Below are 16,803 nucleotides of genomic sequence, written 5' to 3'. Positions count from 1 at the left end.
GCCGATGCCGCGCAGCGTATCATCTCGAGATGACTCGAGCGCGCGCGATCGCCGGTCGGTCCAGATGCTGATCACGCGCGCCGAGGTCGAGGGCGTGGCTCCGCTCGCCGTGCGCCTCGCGAATCGCCGCATCGAGGCGATCGGCCGCGATCTCGCGCCGCTCGCCGGCGAGGACGTGCTCGACGCGGCAGGCGGCGCGCTGCTTCCCGGCCTGCACGACCACCATCTGCACCTCTCCGCGCTCGCCGCCGCCATGGGCTCGGTCCGCTGCGGCCCCCCGCAGGTGAGCGGCGCGGAGCAGCTCGCACTCGCGCTGCGTGGGGCGTCGGGCGGCGACTGGATTCGCGGCGTCGGCTACCACGAGTCGGTCGCCGGCGATCTCGATCGCGATCGGCTCGACGCGCTCGTCGCGGATCGGCCGATCCGAATCCAACACCGCACGGGTTCGGCCTGGCTGCTGAACTCGCGAGGAGTGGAGCGGCTCGGGCTCGACCTGGAGCTCGGGCCGCCCGGCGTCGAACGCGACGCGTCGGGGCGCGCGACGGGGCGGCTGTTCCGGCTCGACGGCTGGCTTCGCGAGCGGCTCCGCGACGGCGGCTGGCCGAGCCTGGCCGACGTGAGCCGGCGACTCGCCTCGCGCGGAGTCACCGGACTCACCGACGCGACCGCGGGCAACTCGGGCGCCGAGCTGCGCGCGTTCGTGCGGGCGTCCGACGCAGGCGAGCTGCTGCAGCGGCTCGTCGTGATGGGCACGCCCGACCTGCCCGACCCCGCGCACGGCTCGGTCGAACGCGGAGCCGTGAAGCTCGTGCTCGACGAGCGCGAGCTGCCGGCCATGGACGAGCTCGCGGCTCGGATCGCGCGCGCGCACGAGGCCGGGCGAGCGGCCGCGATCCACTGCGTCACGCTCGCGGAGCTCGTGCTCGCGGCGGGCGCGCTCCGAGCTTCGGGCGCGCGCGAGGGCGACCGGATCGAGCACGCGTCGGTCTGCCCGCCCGATGCAGCACACCTGCTCGCGGAGCTGCCGGTCGCGGTCGTGACCCAGCCGGGGCTGGTCTGGGAGCGCGGCGACGCCTACCGCGTCGACGTCGAGCCCGACGATCGCCCGTGGCTGTACCGGCTTCGCGGACTGCTGGACGCGGGCGTCCCGCTCGGCGCCGGAACCGACGCGCCCTTCGGCGAGCCCGATCCGTGGCTTGCCATGCAAGCCGCGGTCGATCGGCGCACCCGTTTCGGCGCCGTGCTCGGACCCGACGAGCGGCTCTCGCCGGAGCGGGCGCTCGGCCTGTTCACCTCGTCCGCGACGGCGCCGGGATCGCGACCGCGCCGGGTCGAGCCGGGCGCGCGGGCCGACCTCTGCCTGCTCGAACGGCCGTGGTCGCAGGTGCGGTGCGAGCTCGCGCAATCGAAGGTGGTCGCGACGTTTCGCGACGGCGTCGAGATCTTCCGCGCGACCGCGGAGTCTTGATCCCGCGTCACTTCCCGGTGTTGGACGCGCCCAGGAACGCGGGCCGCTCGCCGCCGCCGTGCAGCTCGAGCGCCGAGCCGGAGACGTAGCCCGCAAGGTTCGAGGCGAGGAACAGGCAGGCGTTGCCGACATCCTCGGGTCGGCCGAGCCGGCCCAGCGGAACGGTGGCGGCGACCGCGGCGATCCCGCGCGCGTCGCCATAGTGCAGATCGGCCTGCTCGGTCTGGATCATGCCGACCGTGATCGCGTTCACGCGGACTCTCGGGGCCCATTCCACCGCGAGCGTCCGGGTCAGGTTCAGCAGGCCCGCCTTGGCCGCGCCGTACGCGGCCGTTCCGGGGGAGGGCCGCACTCCGCTCACGCTCGCGATGTTGATGATCGAGCCGCCCTGCTCCTGCTTCTGCATCACCGCGTTTGCGGCTTGCGCGAAGTGGAGCGGCGCGATCAGGTTCAGGCGGATGATCGCTTCCGAGAAGCGGGGCGAGGCGGTGGCAGCCGCCGCCGGGGGCGAGCCGCCGGCGTTGTTCACCAGCACGTCGATCCGCGCGAAGCGCTGCAGCGCCAGGCCGATCACCGACTCGATCTGCTCGACCTCGCGCACGTCCGCGCGGGCGAAGTGCGCGCGGCGCGAGCCGGCGGCGGGAAGCTCGTCCACGTCGCTTCTGCCGCAGACCAGGACCTCGGCACCCGCTTCGAGAAAACGCCGGGCGATGCCGCGACCGATCCCGCGCGTCCCGCCGGTGACGATCACGACCCGGCCGGTCAGGTCCAGTGGGCCCGCCATGCTCCGCTCCTCAGTCCGCACGTCGATCGCTTCGCGCCTGCCGGGATGGTGCCCTCGATCGATCGCGCGAGTCCAGGCTCAGTTCTCGAGCGCCTCGGCCACGAGCTCGGCCAGGTCCGCCGCGCGGATCCCCCCGGCGGGATCGCGAGCGCGCAGGCCGTCGTCGAACATCTGCAGGCAGAACGGGCAGCCGACCGCGGCAGTCGTGGCGCCGCTGGCCAGCACGTCTTCGATCCGCGTGTGGTTGATGCGGGTCTCCGGCGAGTCGTCCATCCAGGCGTAGCCGCCGCCCGCCCCGCAGCAGCGCGAGCGCGATCCACCCGGCTCGAGCTCGCGCATCGCGCCCGGCCGCGCGAGCGCCGCCACGACGTTTCGCGGCGCGTCGTACACGCCGTTGTGTCGGCCGAGGTAGCACGGATCGTGGTACGTGACGGACTCGAGCTCCCGGCGCAGCGGCAGGCGTCCATCCCGGATCAGCTGCTCGATCAGCACGCTGTGGTGGATCACCTCGTAGTGGCCGTCGAAATCGGGGTACTCGTTGCGCAGCGTGTTGAAGCAGTGCGGGCAGGTGGTGATGATCTTGCGCACGCCGTAGCGCGCGAACGTCTCGATGTTCGTCTTGGCGCAGGTCTGGAAGCCGAGCTCGCTGCCGGTCCGCCGTGCGGGGTCGCCGCTGCACGCCTCCTCCGCTCCGAGCACCGCGAAGTCGACGCCACCAGCCGTGAGCACCTTCGCCGTCGCGCGCGTGACCGCGACGTTGCGGTCGACCATCGCGCCGGTGCAGCCGACCCAGAACAGGTACTCCGCGGTGTCGCCACGGCCGAAGACCTTCAGATCCAGGTCGGCGAACCAGTGCTCGCGATCCCGCCCCGATCCCGCCCAGGGGTGCATCCGCTCGTCCACGCTTCGCAGCATCTGCTGCAGCGGCTCCGGCATCCTCGCCTCGGTCATGACCAGGTGACGGCGCAGATCGACGAGCTTCGGCACGTGCTCGATCAGGACCGGACACTCCTGCTGACAGGCGCCGCAGGTACGGCAGCCCCAGACCTCGGCCTCGAGCACGGCGGGAAGCGGCGCGCCGTCGCGGCCGTCGCCGACGAGCGGGCGCGTGCCAGGCTGGCTCAGATGGTCCTTCAGGTCGCGGATCAGCTTGCGGGGGCTCAGCGCCACGCCGCTCTGGTGCGCCGGGCAGACGGATTCGCAGCGACCGCAGTTCGTGCAGGCGTCCAGATCGAGCAGATCCTTCCAGGTGAAGGCGCCGATGCGCCCGACGCCGAGCTCGGCGACGGATTCCGGATCCGCGTCGAGCGCGGCCTCGATGTCGAAGTGCGCGAGCTTTCCCGAGGGAGCCAGATTGCGCGTGAAGACGTTCGCGAGGCCGTAGGCGATGTGCTCGAGCTTTCCGTACGCCACGTAGCCGATGAAGCCGAACGCGGTCAGCGCGTGCACCCACCAGAGCGCGCGGTGCAGGAGCAGGAGCGAGGTGTCCGAGAGCGGCCGAAGCAGCAGCGCGACCGCGTAGCCGCCGGGCGACCAGATCGCGAGACCTGGCTGCGACTCGAGCTCGGTCACCGCGATCCGCGCGCCTTCGATCGCGAAGCCCTGCGCGAAAACGAGCCCGAGCAGCGCGAGCGCCAGCCAGTCGTCGAAGACCGTGTGCAGGTGCGCGGGGCGCAGGAACGCGCGCCGCCAGACCGCCATCCCGACGCCGATCAGTCCCGCGATCCCGAACAGGTCGGCGAAGAGCGAATAGCCCAGATAGAAGCGTCCCTCGAGGAAGTGCACCCCGCTCCAGTCCTGGAGCGAGATCAGCGATGTGGCGATCAGCTCGGCGCAGAATCCGTAGAGGATCAGCAGATGCGCGCCGCCCGCGAGCGGATCGCGCAGCTGCCGCCGTCCGCCGAACACCTCGACGAGGAGCCCGCGAAGCCGCAGCAGCGGCCGGTCGAAGCGGGCCTGCGGCCGGCCGCTCCGCCACAGCGCGTACCGCCGAGCGACCCCGCGCGCGAAGAGCAGCAGCGCGAGCAGCGCGAACGGATAGATCAGCGCCTCGCCGACGACGTTCCAGTAGATCTCACGGGTGGGCAACGCGGCTCCGTTCCGCCCGCCGCTCGAGCGCGGCGCACGAATTGGTTGACTTCGACTGACTCATGAGTAAGCTAGCCCCGTGAGGGTACGGGATCCGGCCGGCGGCGACGAGTCCGGAATTGGCGCGAGCAGATGGCGATCGCGCTAGCGGAGTCGTTCGAGGTCGCGGCCGCGCTCGAAGACGTCTGGCGCTTCATGCTGGACCCCCGCTCGGTCGCGGCTTGTCTGCCGGGGGCCACGATGGAAGAGGCCCTCGACGACCGCACGTTCCGCGGCAGCGTGAAGCTCCGCGTCGGCGCGATCACCGCGAGCTACCGCGGCCAGGTGCGGCTGGTTCGCGTCGACGAGAGCGCGCGCGAGGTCGAGATGCTCGCCGAGGGACGCGAGCCGGGCGGCGGATCCGCGCTCGGCACGGTCTCGAGCCGGCTGCGCGCGCGTCCCGGCGGCGGGACCGAGGTGCAGACCGAGGCCAGCATCGATCTCTCCGGCCGGATCGTGCAGCTCGGCCGCGGAATGATCGAGGGCGTGGCGCGGCAGCTCTTCGCGGAGTTCGCCGCGCGCGTGCGCGCGCAGCTCGAGGCGGCGGCGCCGCCGCCGCGAGAGGAAACCCTGCGCGTCCTGCCGCTGCTGCTTCGCACGGCATGGCAGCGGATCGCCGCGCTGTTCCGAGCGCTGCTGGGTAGAACGGGCGCCTGAGCGAAGCGACGAAGCGTAGAATTCGAAACGAGACAGGAGTTCCGGATGCCTCGGTATCTCGTGGCCTGCGACGCCGGCGGCACGATGACCGACGTGATCGTCGTCGACGAGACGGGGCGCTGCGTGATCGGCAAGGCCCCGACGACCCCGCACGACGAGAGCATCGGCTTCATGGAGTCGCTCGACGAGGCGCTGGGCTATCTCGGCCTCGACCTGGCCCGCGACGGCGCCGGCTTCGCCGCCGACGTCGAGACCGCGATCTACACCGGCACCTCGATGTTGAACGCGCTGATCAATCTGTCCGGACTCGAGACCGGCCTGATCGTGACGCGCGGCTTCGAGGATCTGATCGTCCAAGGTCGCGGCTCGCAGAGCTTCATCGGCTACCACTGGCCCGAGATCACGCACATGCAGTACCGCAAGCACCGCGAGCCGCTGGTGCCGCGGCGGCTGACGCGCGGGGTGACGGAGCGCATCGACCTGTTCGGGAAGCCGGTCATCCCGCTCTACGAGCACGAGGTCGAGCGCGGCGTGGCGGAGCTGCTCGACCTCGGGATCGAGTCGCTGGCGATCGTCTTCCTGTTCTCCTTCACCAATCCCGCGCACGAGCAGCGGGCGGCCGAGATCGCGCGCCGCGTGATGCGCGAGCGCGGCCGGGAGATTCCGCTGGCCGTCTCGAGCGACGTCGCGCCCACCGCGCGCGAGATCTCGCGCGCCAACTCCACCGTGATCCAGGCCTACGCGACCGCGCCGGCGCGCGAGCAGCTCTTCGGCGTCGAGCGAAAGCTCCAGGCGCTCGGCTACCGCCGTTCGCTCAAGACGGTGCTCTCCTACGGGGGCATCACGAACATCCGCTATCCGCGCCTCTTCGAGACCGTCATGTCGGGCCCGGTCGGCGGCCTGATGGGCGCGAGCTATCTCGCGAACACGATCGGCGTCTCCGACGTCGTCTGCTCCGACGTCGGCGGAACGAGCTTCGACGCGGCGGCGATCAGCGCGGGAATGCTGCCGATCGACCGCCAGCCGCCGTTCCAGCAGATGTACGTGAACGTGCCGATGCTCGACATCCGCTCGATCGGCGCGGGCACCGGAACGTACATCCGGCTCGATCCACAGACGCGCCGGATCAAGCTCGGGCCCGATAGCGCCGGGGGAATGCCGGGGCCGGTCTTCCAGGACACGGGAAACGAGATCCCGACGGTGAACGATTGCAACCTGCTGCTCGGGATCCTGAATCCGGACTACTACCTCGGCGGTCGCGTGAAGGTGTACCCGAAGAAGTCGCTCGAGAGCTTCGAGCGCCACGTGGCAAAGCCGCTCGGTCTGGACCCGTACGTCGCCGCCGAGCAGTGCCTGCACCTGATCAACGTGACCATGCACGAGCACCTGGTGCGCAGCCTGATGGTCGGCCGCGACGTGCGCGACTACACGCTGCTCGGCTACGGCGGCGGCGGCCCGCTGCATCTGCTCGGCTACGCGGGGGACACGCCCTGGAAGGCGATCTGCACCGTGCCGCACGCGGGGGCGTTCTCGGCCTGGGGAGGCGCGTGCATGGACTACGCCCACCGCCGCCACCGAAGTGTGTCGGGCGTGATCCCGCCAGGCGCCGACGATGCGGCGCTGATGCGCGCGGCGGCGCCGGTCGGCGCGGCGTGGGACTCGCTGGCGGCCGAGCTCTTCGAGGAGCTGCTCGCCGAGGGCTTCGGGCGCGAGCAGATCTCGCTGCGGCGGATCGCCTACCTGCGCTACTTCGGCCTGCTCGAGGACGTCGAGGTCGAGTCGCCGGTCCCGCGCCTGGCCGACGCGTCGGACGTGCGCAAGCTCCTCTCGCGCTTCGAGGAGACCTTCGCGCGCATGTTCACGCTCGCGGGCCGGCCCGCCTCGCCCACCTACCAGATCAGCGAGGTCAGCGTGATCGCGCAGGTCGACACCGTGAAGCCGCGGCTCGTCCTGCACGAGCTCGAGGCGGCCGAGCCGCGGCGGCAGGCGAGCAAGGGATCGCGGCAGGTCTTCGAGAAGGGTCGCTGGCAGCAGGCAGAGATCTACGAGATGAGCGAGCTGCGCGCCGGCAACCGGCTCGACGGTCTGGCGGTGATCGAGGCGCCTAACACCACCCTGTTCGTGCCGTCCGACTGGAGCCTGCGGATCGACGAGCGAGAAATCTATTGGCTGTCGCGAAAGGATCCGCGCCGATGAACGCGAGCGTCCCGAATCCCGAGCGACCGGTCCATGGACGGCTGGTCGAGAACGACCGGCTGCTGAAGGAGACCGGGCACCTGTTCGGCCTGCGCGAGCTGCGCCGCAAGCAGGAGAACCCGGGCAGCTACGAGGCGATCTGGCAGATCCTGCAGAACATCTGCAACACCGGCTGGACCGTCGGCTGCAAGGTCTCGTCGTCGCCGATCGCGACCGAGGGCGGCGACGCGCTCTGGGCGCTGCACCTGCCCACCGGCGAGGCCGTCTGCACCTCGCGCGGAATCACCGCGCACCCGGGACTGCTCGCGCTCTTCGTGCGCTCGCTGATCGAGCTCGGCTACGAGGAGGACCCCGGCATCGCCGCGGGCGACGTGTTCGAGAACAACGATCCGCACTACGGCGGCATCCATCCGGTCGACTTCGACACCGCGATCCCGATCTTCCACCGCGGCGAGCTGGTCGCCTGGGCCTCGGCGGTGAGCCACGCCAACGACGCGGGCTACATCGTGCCCGGCTCGATCGGCTTCATGAATCCGAGCGTCTTCGGCGACGGCGTTCCCGTCACGATGGAGAAGATCGGCGCGAAGGACCGCTTCTACCCCTGGTACGAGATGCGCATCCGCTCGCGCGTGCGCACGCCCGACTGGGTGATGGGCGACGCGCGCGGCCGGCTCGCCGGCTGCATCACGATCCGCGAGCGCGTGCTCGAGGTGATCGAGAAGTACGGCCGCGACTATTTCCGGGACGTGATCCAGGAGTACGTCGAGGACAGCCGCCGCTACGCGGTGATGCGCGTGAAGACACAGGCGATCCCGGGCCGGCTGCGCAAGTCGAACTTCAAGGACCTCGCGATGGCGGGCAAGCGCGTGCTGCTGCCGGAGCAGGACGTCGACTGTCTGTTCAATCTTCCGCTCGAGCTCGAGATCGACGCGGAAGCGAGGCTGCGCTTGTCGCTGCAGGGCGCGAGCGGCTGGGTGCCGTTCGGCGAGAACATCACGCCGACGGCGCTCGTCTCGGCGCTTCTGAACGGCTACTCGCACGTGGTCGGCTTCGACATGTTCAACTCCGGGCCGATGGCCGCGTGGACGCTCGACACCCCGCCCGAGGGCTCGTGGGCGAATCCGTTCCCGGCCAACTACTTCGCGTCGTCGGGCGTGGCGTGGGCGCCCGCGGTGATGTGGATGAGCTCGCTGTACGAGGCGTTCGGGCGGCTCTACTACATGCGCGGCTACGTCGAGGAGGTCGCCGCCGGCGCCGCCACGACCATGACGGCCGAGTTCGTCGGCACCGACCAGTACGGCAATTTCTCGGCCGCGCTCGCGCTCGATCAGGCGAGCAACGGCTCGCCCGCCCGCGGCATGGCCGACGGCGAGAACAGCGCCTGGTGCATCTACACGCCGAACGGGGACTTCGGAAACGCCGAGTTCGGCGAGTCCTATCAGCCGGTGCTCTACCTGGGGCGGAACGTCGAGCCCGACTCCGGCGGCTACGGGAAGTTCCGCGGCGGGCTCGGCCACACGGCGGTCTGGATGATCATGAACACGCCGGGCATCAGCTACCAGTGCGGCTGCGCGGGAATCCGCAGCAAGATCGTCGCGAACCACGGGATGTTCGGCGCCTACCCCGCCGCGCCGGACCGGCCGAGCTACGCGAGCGGCACGAACCTGAAGGAGCGCATCGACGCGCGCCTGCCGCTGGTGCACGAGCGCGGCGATCCGGAGGCACCCGATCTCGCCGTGCACCTGCGCGCGACGACGCTGGAGCCCGACCTCGTGGCGCCCTTCGTCACCCCGGAGCCGCTGCACGAGTACGACGTGGTCGTGCACCCGATCTCGGGAGCGCAGGCGCAGGGCGATCCGCTCGAGCGCGATCCGGAGCACGTGCGCGCGGACCTGTCGAAGGGCTGGACGCGCGAGTGGGTCGCGCGACAGGTCCACGGCGTGATCGCGGCGCAGGATCCCGCGAGCGGCGAGTGGACGGTCGACCTGGAGGCGACCGCGGCGCGCCGCGACGAGATCCGCCGCGAGCGGCTGCGCCGCGGCGTGCCGTTTCGCGACTGGTGGAGCGCGGAGCGCCGCAAGATCCAGGCCTCCGAGGGCATGCACCCCGCGGTGCTGCAGATGTGGCGCACGTCGCTCGCGGCATCGCCCGGCTACGCCGCCGAGCTGCGCGGTTTCTGGCAGCTCCCCGAAGACTTCGAGTTCTAGCGCGGAGGCCCCTTGGCGTCGTACGAGAGCGAAGAGATCGAGAGACTGATCGACGGAAAGCTTCCGTGGTCGCGCGTGCAGGAGATCATGCGCGAGGCGAAGGATCCGGACCGCTTCGACAAGTGGATCGCGGTGCTGCAGAGCCGGGTGCCGTGGAGCGAGCGGATCCTGCTGCCGCTCACGCCCTGTCTCTCGATCGTGCAGAAGCAGGCGGAGCGCGTGGTGAAGTGCCGCTGCGGGCACGAGTTCGGCGACTACCGCGTGAACTGGAAGCTCGCGGCGCTGATCCACGTGCGCGAGACGCGCGAGCAGCTGCGCGAGGTCTACCGCGGCCGCGAGCAGCCGGACCCGGCCTGGATCCAGATCCGCGAATACACCTGCCCCGGCTGCGGCGCGCAGCTCGAGGTCGAGGCGGTGCCGCGCGGCTGCCCGCCCGACTTCGAATTCCTGCCCGACCTGGACACGTTCTACGAGACCTGGCTCGGGCGAAGGCTCCCCGACCGCAAGGCGAACCAGGACCGGACGCTCGAGGTGGTGCGCGGCTGGTCCGCGGGTGAAAAGCGATGAGCTCCGCTCTCGACGGGCTGGTCGTGATCGACCTCGCGACGGAGTTCTGGTCCTCGCTCGGCGTCGCGATGCTCGGCGACTTCGGCGCCGACGTGATCCGCGTCGAGACCCGACGCACTCCGCTCGCGCCCGCTCCCGATCCCGAGGAGCGCGCCGCCTGGAGCTACCGCGAGGAGCTCGCCAACCGCAACAAGCGCAGCGTCGCGCTCGACCTCGGCCAGCGCGAGGGCGGCGAGATCCTGCGCGAGCTCGTCGGCCGCGCCGACGTCCTCGTCTGCGACTGGCCGACGAACGAGGCCCACGCGGCCGGTTTGGACTACGACAGCCTGGCGCGGACGAATCCCGGGCTGATCTACCTGCGCGCGAGCGGATTCGGCCCGAACGGGCCCGACCGGGAGCTGCCCGCGCTCGACGAGCTCGCGGCCGCGCGCACCGGCATGATGCCGATCCTGCCGCAGCCCGGAGAGCCGCCGGTCTACACCGGAAGCGGACAGATCTACACCACGGTGATGCTGGCCTTCGGGGTGCTCGCCGCGCTCGAGCACCGCGAGCGGAGCTGCGAGGGACAGCTCGTGGACGTCTCCCTCTTCGCCGGGAACATGTACGGCGCGGCGCTCGACCTGCAGGCGTACCTGGCGATGGGAGGAGAGCGCCTGCTCCAGCCCGTGGCGCGGCGCGACTCGGGCAACCCGATGAGCGGCAGCGGCATGCTCTACGCGACACGGGACGGCCGCTGGCTGACGCTGACCATGCCCGACACCGATCGGTGGTGGCCGGGGCTGGCCGCGGCGGTCGGGATCGATCCGGCGGACCCGCGCTTCGACAGCCACGAGAAGCGCTGCGAGCAGAACCGTCTGGAGCTGATCGACAGGCTCGAGCAGGCGTTCCTGCGCCACGACGGCGAACACTGGCGGCGCGTCTTCGCGGAGCGCCAGCTCTCGGCCGACGTGATCGAGGACTACGAGTTCCCGGCGGGCGACGCCCAGGCCGAGCTGAACCGCTACGTGCTCTCGCTGGACCATCCGAGCCTCGGCCGGGTCCAGACGTTGGGATTTCCGATCTTCATGAGCGAGACGCCGGCGGTCCTCGAGCGCCTCGCGCCGTGCGCGGGCCAGCACGGCGCGCAGATCCTGCGCGAGCGCCTCGGCTACACCGAGGAGCGTATCCACGCGCTCGCCGAGCGCGGGATCCTGGGCTAGCCGATGGCTGGAGCGCTGGACGGGATTCGCGTCGTCGACCTCACGGTCTGGTTCCAGGGACCGGTCGCCGCGCAGCACCTCGCCGACTTCGGCGCCGAGGTGATCAAGGTCGAGCGCCCGCAGGGTGGCGATCAGGGCCGCGGGGTGCGCAGCATCAAGGCGCTGCCGGTCGGCGACTGGAACCAGTACTTCCTGGTGATCAACCGCAACAAGAAGGGGCTCGCGCTCGATCTGAAGAAGCCCGAGGCGCGCGAGATCCTGTACCGGCTGGTCGAGAAGTCGGACGTCTTCCTCACCAACCTGGGCGCGGAGAATCTCGAGCGCTGGGAGCTCTCGTACGAGAAGCTCCGCTCGATCAACCCGCGGCTGATCTACGCGACGAACAGCGGCTACGGCCCGTTCGGCGGCATCGACAAGCCGTCCTTCGACATGACGGTGCAGGCGCTGACCGGGCTCATGGCCCGGCTCGGCGAGCCCGGCGCGCCGCCGATCTACCTGGGCATGGGCTCCGGGGACTCGATCGGCGGTCTGCTGGCCGCGTTGGGAATCCTGCTCGCGCTGCGGCACCGCCGGCGCACCGGTCGGGGGCAGCGGATCGACGCGTCGCTCTACGGCGCGCAGCTCTTCCTCGCCGCACCGAGCCTTGCGGCGTTCCTGGCCACGCGAAGCCCGCGCCACTCGCGGCAGGTCTCGCGAAAGGACGTCCGCAACCCGCTCTGGAATCGCTACCCGACCCGCGACGGCTGGATCTTCCTGTGCATGCCCGAGGGCGACACGAGCTGGCGGCGGGTGCGCGAAGCGCTCGACGATCCGCAGCTCGCCAGCGACCCGCGCTTCGAGAGCCCGGCGCTCCGCCGCGAGCACGCGATCGCGCTGGTCGAGTCACTCGACGCGTCGCTCTCGCGGCGCACGTCGGCGGAGTGGATGGAGCGCTTCCGCCCGCTCGGGATCGTCGCGAGCCCGATCGGGAACCTGCGCGACGCGGCCACCGACCCGCAGGCCTGGGCGAACGACTACTTCGTCGAGACCTTCTGCGAGGAGGTGCAGCGGAAGGTCCAGGTGCGCGGCCTGCCGGTCGGTCTGTCGAAGTCCCCGGGCTCGGTCCGCACGCTCGGCCCGGAGCTCGGGCAGGACACCGAGCTGATCCTGACCGAGACGCTCGGCTACGACTGGGACGAGGTCGAGGCGTTCAAGGCGAAGGGGGCCATACCCTGAGCGGTGTAGCCAAAGGCCCGCTCGACGGGATTCGCGTGCTGGACCTGGCCACGATGCTGGCCGGACCGTACGGCGCCACCCTGCTCGGCGACCTCGGCGCGGACGTGATCAAGGTCGAGTCGCACTTCGGCGACGACAGCCGGCACCTGGGCCCGGAGCGCGACGGCGAGCGGACCGCGTTCCTGGGCCTGAACCGCAACAAGCGCGGCATCGTTCTCGACCTGCAGCGCGAGAGCGCCCGCAGCGCCTTCGCGCGCCTGCTCGGAACGACCGACATCCTGATCACCAACGTGCGCGAGCCCGCGCTCTCGCGGCTCGAGCTCGGCTACGAGCAGGTGTGCCGCCACCGGCCCGACATCATCTGGATCGGGGTGACCGCGTTCGGCGCGGACGGCCCCTACGCGGGCCGGCCCGGAATCGACTTCCTCGCGCAGGGGTTCGCGGGGCTTCTGGCGCTGAACGGCGAACCCGACGGCGATCCCGTGCGCGTGACCGTGCCGCTCGTCGACGTGATGACGTCGCTCCTGGTCTCGACCTCCGCGCTGGCCGCGCTGCACGCGCGAAGCTCGAGCGGACGCGGGCAACGCATCGACCTCTCGCTCCTCGACGCGCTGGTCCACGCGCAGACGAGCGCGATCGGCGGCTACCTCGTGGCCGGAGAGGTCGCGCCGCGAACCGGAAACCGCAGCCAGTACTTCGCGCCCTCCGGGATCTACCCCTGCAGCGACGGCGGCAGCGTCGTGATCACCTGCCCTTCGGAGAAGTTCTTCCGCAAGCTCTGCGCCTCGCTCGACGTGGGCTGGGCGGACGATCCGCGCTTCCGGACCATCGAGCGCAGGCTCGCGCACGCGGACGAGCTCGACGATCTGCTTCGCGAGTGCTGCGCAGCCATGCCCCGCGAGCGGCTCATGGCGAAGCTGGTCGCCGGTGACGTGTTGACGGCGCCGGTGAACGAGCTGCCCGACGTGGTGCGCGATCCGCAGATCCGCCACAACGGAATGATCGCGAGCGTCGAGCACGCGCGGCTCGGTCCGATCTCGCTCACCGGCACGCCGCTGCACCTGCACGGAACGCCGGCCTCGGTGCGGCGCGCGCCCCCGGTGCACGGCCAGCACACCAGCGAGCTGCTCGGCGAGCTGGGCTATTCGGCCGACGAGATCGCCTCGCTGGTGCGCGACGGAGCGGCCGGGGTGGCTGCGCCATGAGCGCGAAGCCTGCACTCACTCCTCGGGCGCGTTCTCGTCGTACTCCTCGCTCAGCCGGCGGCGAAGCGCGCTCTCGCGCTCGCGCAGGCTCCAGAATCGAGGCGTGCGCCGCTGCGAGAACGCGGCACCCCCCTCTTTCCCTTCGGGCTGGTCGAAGAAATCCGGATAGAGCTGGCTCGAGATCACACCCATCTCCGCATAGCCGTCCATCTGCTGGTCGAACGCCGCCTTCAGCACCTCGAGGCAGCCGGGGCTGGCCAGAAGCAGCTCCTCACACCAGGCGTCGACCTCGGCGTCCAGCCGCGCGCGCGGAACGACGCGGTTCACCAGCCCCATCTGCAGCGCCTCGTGCGCGGTGTAGCGGCGGCAGAGCATCCACATCTCACGCGCGCGCTTGGCGCCGACGACGTTCACCAGATACGGGACGAAGAAGCCGTCGGCCGGGCTCGACACGCGCGGTCCGGCCTGTCCGAAGATCGCGTCGTCGGCGGCGATCGTGAAATCGCAGCAGTAGGCCATGTGATTGTGACCACCGAGGCAATAGCCCTGCACCGCGGCGATCACCGGCTTTCGCGAGAGCCGGATCAGGCGGTTGTGCGGGTAGCGGTTGTAGAACGCCTCGCGCAGGCCCCAGCGCTCCCACTCGACGTCGCCCCCGGTGCCGAAGTGGTCGCCGCTGCCCGCGACGATCAGCGCCCCGATCGAGGCGTCGTGGTTGGCGTCGTAGAAGGCGCGGAACATCTCGTCGACGGTGTGCAGCGTCATCACGTTGAACTTGCCCGGCTTGGCTATCGTGACGCGAGCCACGCCGCCGCGGAGCTCGGAGTGGACCCGTTTCTCGTAGCGGATCTCGTCGAACTCGAGCCCGTCCCCTTCGACTCGGGTCCAGTCACTCCAACTCACTTCGTGCACCTCCCGCCTGATTGGCTGACTAGAGTGACCCGATCACCCGCCCCGCGTTCCGGAGCAGATCGATGAGAGCGCGGCCGTCGAGTCTGCGCATCCCCGGCGGGAGCGATTCCTCCAGACCCAGAAGCGTGGTCCACACCGGGCACGCGTACAGCTCCACGCCCGCGCGCTCCGCGCGCGAGAACAGCCCCTTCGCATCGAGCTGGCGGCCCGCGCCGCGCCCGAGCAGCGGCAGCCCCTGCGCCGCGGCCCGATCCGCGATGCCGAGCCGGATCGTCGGCCCCGAGAGCTCGCGGGGCCAGCCGAAGCTGCCCCGCGCCGCGGCCTCGAGCGCTTCCTGCGTGAGCAGCACGGCCACCGTCCGTCCCGCCTCGCGCGCCTGCAGCGCGGTGAGCAGCGCGCCGGCCAGTGAGCTCGCGAGCGCATCACGGATGATCAGCAGCAGATCCATCGCTCCTCCCGCCTCCCGCGCTGCGACGCCGCACGAGAAGAGCGCGAACCGGGGGATTTCGTCAAGCGATTCACGCGCCGGTGACCTTCGAGTAGAATCGCATCCGGCACTGTCTCGACGAGGCTGCGCATGAAACCGGTCCCGTTCCGCTACGTCGCCGCGTCGAGCGCCGAAGAGGCGGTCGCTCGGCTCGCGGAGCACGGCGACGACGCGATGATCCTCGCGGGCGGGCAGAGCCTGCTGCCGCTGCTGAATTTGCGGCTGGCGCGGCCGAGCGTTCTGGTCGACGTGTCGCGAATCGCCGAGCTCGATTACGTCGTGGAGTCGGACGGCGCGCTCGAGATCGGCGCGGTGACCCGCAAGCGGACCGTGGAGCACTCGCCGCTGGTGCGCGAGCGCCACCCGCTCCTGCACACGGCGACCGGTCTGATCGGCCACGCGCCGATCCGCAGCCGCGGGACGGTCGGCGGATCGCTGGTACAGGCGGACCCCGCGGCCGAGTACCCCGCGCTCGCGGTCGCGCTCGGGGCGACCCTTCGCGTCCGCGGCGCGGGCACGACGCGGACGATCGTCGCGGACGACTTCTTCCAGGGGTTTCTCGCGACCGCGCTCGAGCCCGGCGAGATTCTGGCCGCGGTGCGCTGGCCGCTGCTGCCGTCGCGAAGCGGCTGGTCGTGTCTCGAGTTCGCCCGCAGGCCCGGTGACTTCGCGCTGGCCGGCGTGGTGGCGAGCGTCTCGCTCGACGACACGGGCCGTTACTGCGACGCCCGGTTGGTCCCCTTCGGCGTGGGCCCGCGGCCCGTGCGAGCGCGGGCGGCTGAAGCCGCGCTCGCAGGCGAGCGGCCGGGCGAATCCCTGCACCTGCGCGCGGCGGAGCGGGTCGCCGCGGAGCTCGGGCCGCCGCAGTCGGATGCGCACGCCTCCTCGGAGTACCGCGCGCATCTCACGCGCGTTCTGGTGCAGCGCGCGCTCGCCGAGGCGGCCGCGCGAGCCACGAGCTCCCGGGGGCGCGCGCCCGGTGTCTGAGACATTCACCATCCGGCTTTCCGTGAACGGATGCGAGCTCGAGGGGCGCGCGGAGGCCCGCACCTCTCTCGCCGATTTCCTGCGCCACGAGCTCGGACTCACCGGCACGCACGTCGGCTGCGAGCACGGAGTCTGCGGCGCCTGCACGATCCTGCTCGACGGCGCTCCGGCCCGCTCGTGTCTCACGCTCGCGGTGCAGGCGAGCGGCGCGAGAGTGGAGACCGTCGAGGGCCTCGCGGTCGACGGGGAGCTTCATCCGATCCAGCGCGCCTTTCTGGAGGAGCGCGGTCTGCAGTGCGGCTTCTGCACGCCCGGCTTCCTGGTCAGCACGCTCGAGCTGCTGCGGCGCAATCGCGAGCCCAGCGACGACGAGATCAGGGACGCGCTCGGCGGTCAGATCTGCCGCTGCACGGGCTACCAGTCGATCCTGGCCTCGGTGAGGCGCGCGGCGGAGAAGCTGCGCGAGACGGACGGGGGCTGAGCCGTGGCGGAGGGTCGCTTCGTCGGTCGATCGGTCCATCGCGTCGAGGACCCCAAGCTGCTCACCGGAAGCACCCGCTTCATCGACGACCTCGCGCTTCCGGGCATGCTGCACTGCGCGATCCTGCGCAGCCCCCACGCGCACGCGCGCGTCCTGTCCGTCGATACGAGCGAAGCGCTGTCGCTTCCCGGAGTCGCCGCCGTGGTGAGCGGCGAGGATGCGCTGCGCTGGACCGAGCGCGCGCTGACGGTGCCCGCAGGCTGGGGAACGCACTGCCTGGCCACCGACCGCGTTCGCTTCGCGGGCGAAAA

15 protein-coding genes are annotated in these 16,803 nt (G+C 71.1%); 11 read left to right on the top strand and 4 right to left on the bottom strand.

The window, feature by feature from the left end; genetic code table 11:
* Nucleotides 1-4: 4 nt before the first annotated feature.
* Complete coding sequence (locus FJ108_02945; GenBank protein MBM4334855.1) at nt 5-1,468, top strand: amidohydrolase family protein; 1,464 nt, start codon at nt 5-7, stop codon at nt 1,466-1,468.
* Nucleotides 1,469-1,475: 7 nt separating this feature from the next.
* Here FJ108_02945 and FJ108_02940 read toward each other — a convergent pair whose 3' ends face one another.
* Together FJ108_02940 and FJ108_02935 are read right to left on the bottom strand one after the other, a co-directional pair.
* Entirely contained in the window at nt 1,476-2,252 is a 777-nt protein-coding gene (locus tag FJ108_02940) for an SDR family oxidoreductase (GenBank protein ID MBM4334854.1), read from the bottom strand.
* A 78-nt stretch (nt 2,253-2,330) separates the two neighbouring features.
* The gene (locus FJ108_02935; GenBank protein ID MBM4334853.1) at nt 2,331-4,340 is read right to left on the bottom strand and encodes a 4Fe-4S dicluster domain-containing protein; all 2,010 of its coding nucleotides are present in this window, start codon (nt 4,338-4,340) and stop codon (nt 2,331-2,333) included.
* Between the two features lie 132 nt (nt 4,341-4,472).
* Here FJ108_02935 and FJ108_02930 point away from each other — a divergent pair, with 132 nt between their 5' ends.
* From FJ108_02930 to FJ108_02900, 7 genes are all read left to right on the top strand, one after another.
* On the top strand, nt 4,473-5,036 hold the full coding sequence (locus FJ108_02930) for a carbon monoxide dehydrogenase (protein ID MBM4334852.1): 564 nt from the start codon (nt 4,473-4,475) through the stop codon (nt 5,034-5,036).
* A gap of 45 nt (nt 5,037-5,081) precedes the next feature.
* Nucleotides 5,082-7,232: a hydantoinase/oxoprolinase family protein gene (locus FJ108_02925; GenBank protein MBM4334851.1), complete on the top strand. Its 2,151-nt coding sequence runs from the start codon at nt 5,082-5,084 to the stop codon at nt 7,230-7,232.
* Complete coding sequence (locus tag FJ108_02920; GenBank protein MBM4334850.1) at nt 7,229-9,439, top strand: hypothetical protein; 2,211 nt, start codon at nt 7,229-7,231, stop codon at nt 9,437-9,439. Before FJ108_02925 ends, FJ108_02920 begins: the two co-directional genes overlap by 4 nt.
* Before the next feature lie 87 nt (nt 9,440-9,526).
* Nucleotides 9,527-10,006 carry an acetone carboxylase subunit gamma gene (locus FJ108_02915; GenBank protein ID MBM4334849.1) on the top strand — a complete coding sequence of 160 codons (480 nt, stop codon included), beginning with the start codon at nt 9,527-9,529 and terminating at the stop codon, nt 10,004-10,006.
* Entirely contained in the window at nt 10,003-11,205 is a 1,203-nt protein-coding gene (locus tag FJ108_02910) for a CoA transferase (GenBank protein MBM4334848.1), read from the top strand. Before FJ108_02915 ends, FJ108_02910 begins: the two co-directional genes overlap by 4 nt.
* Before the next feature lie 3 nt (nt 11,206-11,208).
* Entirely contained in the window at nt 11,209-12,420 is a 1,212-nt protein-coding gene (locus tag FJ108_02905; GenBank protein MBM4334847.1) for a CoA transferase, read from the top strand.
* Between the two features lie 35 nt (nt 12,421-12,455).
* On the top strand, nt 12,456-13,625 hold the full coding sequence (locus FJ108_02900; GenBank protein MBM4334846.1) for a CoA transferase: 1,170 nt from the start codon (nt 12,456-12,458) through the stop codon (nt 13,623-13,625).
* A 15-nt stretch (nt 13,626-13,640) separates the two neighbouring features.
* Here FJ108_02900 and FJ108_02895 read toward each other — a convergent pair whose 3' ends face one another.
* Together FJ108_02895 and FJ108_02890 are read right to left on the bottom strand one after the other, a co-directional pair.
* Nucleotides 13,641-14,474 carry a 1,4-dihydroxy-6-naphthoate synthase gene (locus tag FJ108_02895; GenBank protein MBM4334845.1) on the bottom strand — a complete coding sequence of 278 codons (834 nt, stop codon included), beginning with the start codon at nt 14,472-14,474 and terminating at the stop codon, nt 13,641-13,643.
* Between the two features lie 82 nt (nt 14,475-14,556).
* Nucleotides 14,557-14,985: a hypothetical protein gene (locus tag FJ108_02890; GenBank protein ID MBM4334844.1), complete on the bottom strand. Its 429-nt coding sequence runs from the start codon at nt 14,983-14,985 to the stop codon at nt 14,557-14,559.
* Nucleotides 14,986-15,114: 129 nt separating this feature from the next.
* Here FJ108_02890 and FJ108_02885 point away from each other — a divergent pair, with 129 nt between their 5' ends.
* From FJ108_02885 to FJ108_02875, 3 genes are all read left to right on the top strand, one after another.
* Entirely contained in the window at nt 15,115-16,011 is an 897-nt protein-coding gene (locus tag FJ108_02885) for a xanthine dehydrogenase family protein subunit M (GenBank protein MBM4334843.1), read from the top strand.
* A complete protein-coding gene (locus tag FJ108_02880) occupies nt 15,896-16,492 on the top strand; it encodes a (2Fe-2S)-binding protein (GenBank protein MBM4334842.1) in 597 nt (198 codons plus the stop codon). Before FJ108_02885 ends, FJ108_02880 begins: the two co-directional genes overlap by 116 nt.
* Nucleotides 16,493-16,495: 3 nt before the next feature.
* The coding region (locus tag FJ108_02875) for a xanthine dehydrogenase family protein molybdopterin-binding subunit (GenBank protein ID MBM4334841.1) at nt 16,496-16,803 on the top strand (308 nt) is incomplete at its 3' end.

The organism is Deltaproteobacteria bacterium, from assembly GCA_016875225.1.
Classification (GTDB): domain Bacteria; phylum Myxococcota_A; class UBA9160; order SZUA-336; family SZUA-336; genus VGRW01.
Note: the sequence above shows the minus strand (reverse complement) of the source record. Positions and strands in the feature narration are given on the sequence as shown.

Bases quoted from the DNA above. Each gene is read 5' to 3' on its own strand.
- FJ108_02920 (MBM4334850.1), top strand. From the start codon at position 7,229: ATGAACGCGAGCGTCCCGAATCCCGAGCGACCGGTCCATGGACGGCTG.
- FJ108_02925 (MBM4334851.1), top strand. From the start codon at position 5,082: ATGCCTCGGTATCTCGTGGCCTGCGACGCCGGCGGCACGATGACCGAC.
- FJ108_02940 (MBM4334854.1), bottom strand. From the start codon at position 2,252: ATGGCGGGCCCACTGGACCTGACCGGCCGGGTCGTGATCGTCACCGGC.
- FJ108_02890 (MBM4334844.1), bottom strand. From the start codon at position 14,985: ATGGATCTGCTGCTGATCATCCGTGATGCGCTCGCGAGCTCACTGGCC.
- FJ108_02945 (MBM4334855.1), top strand. From the start codon at position 5: ATGCCGCGCAGCGTATCATCTCGAGATGACTCGAGCGCGCGCGATCGC.
- FJ108_02885 (MBM4334843.1), top strand. From the start codon at position 15,115: ATGAAACCGGTCCCGTTCCGCTACGTCGCCGCGTCGAGCGCCGAAGAG.
- FJ108_02880 (MBM4334842.1), top strand. From the start codon at position 15,896: ATGCGCACGCCTCCTCGGAGTACCGCGCGCATCTCACGCGCGTTCTGG.
- FJ108_02910 (MBM4334848.1), top strand. From the start codon at position 10,003: ATGAGCTCCGCTCTCGACGGGCTGGTCGTGATCGACCTCGCGACGGAG.
- FJ108_02930 (MBM4334852.1), top strand. From the start codon at position 4,473: ATGGCGATCGCGCTAGCGGAGTCGTTCGAGGTCGCGGCCGCGCTCGAA.
- FJ108_02915 (MBM4334849.1), top strand. From the start codon at position 9,527: ATGCGCGAGGCGAAGGATCCGGACCGCTTCGACAAGTGGATCGCGGTG.
- FJ108_02905 (MBM4334847.1), top strand. From the start codon at position 11,209: ATGGCTGGAGCGCTGGACGGGATTCGCGTCGTCGACCTCACGGTCTGG.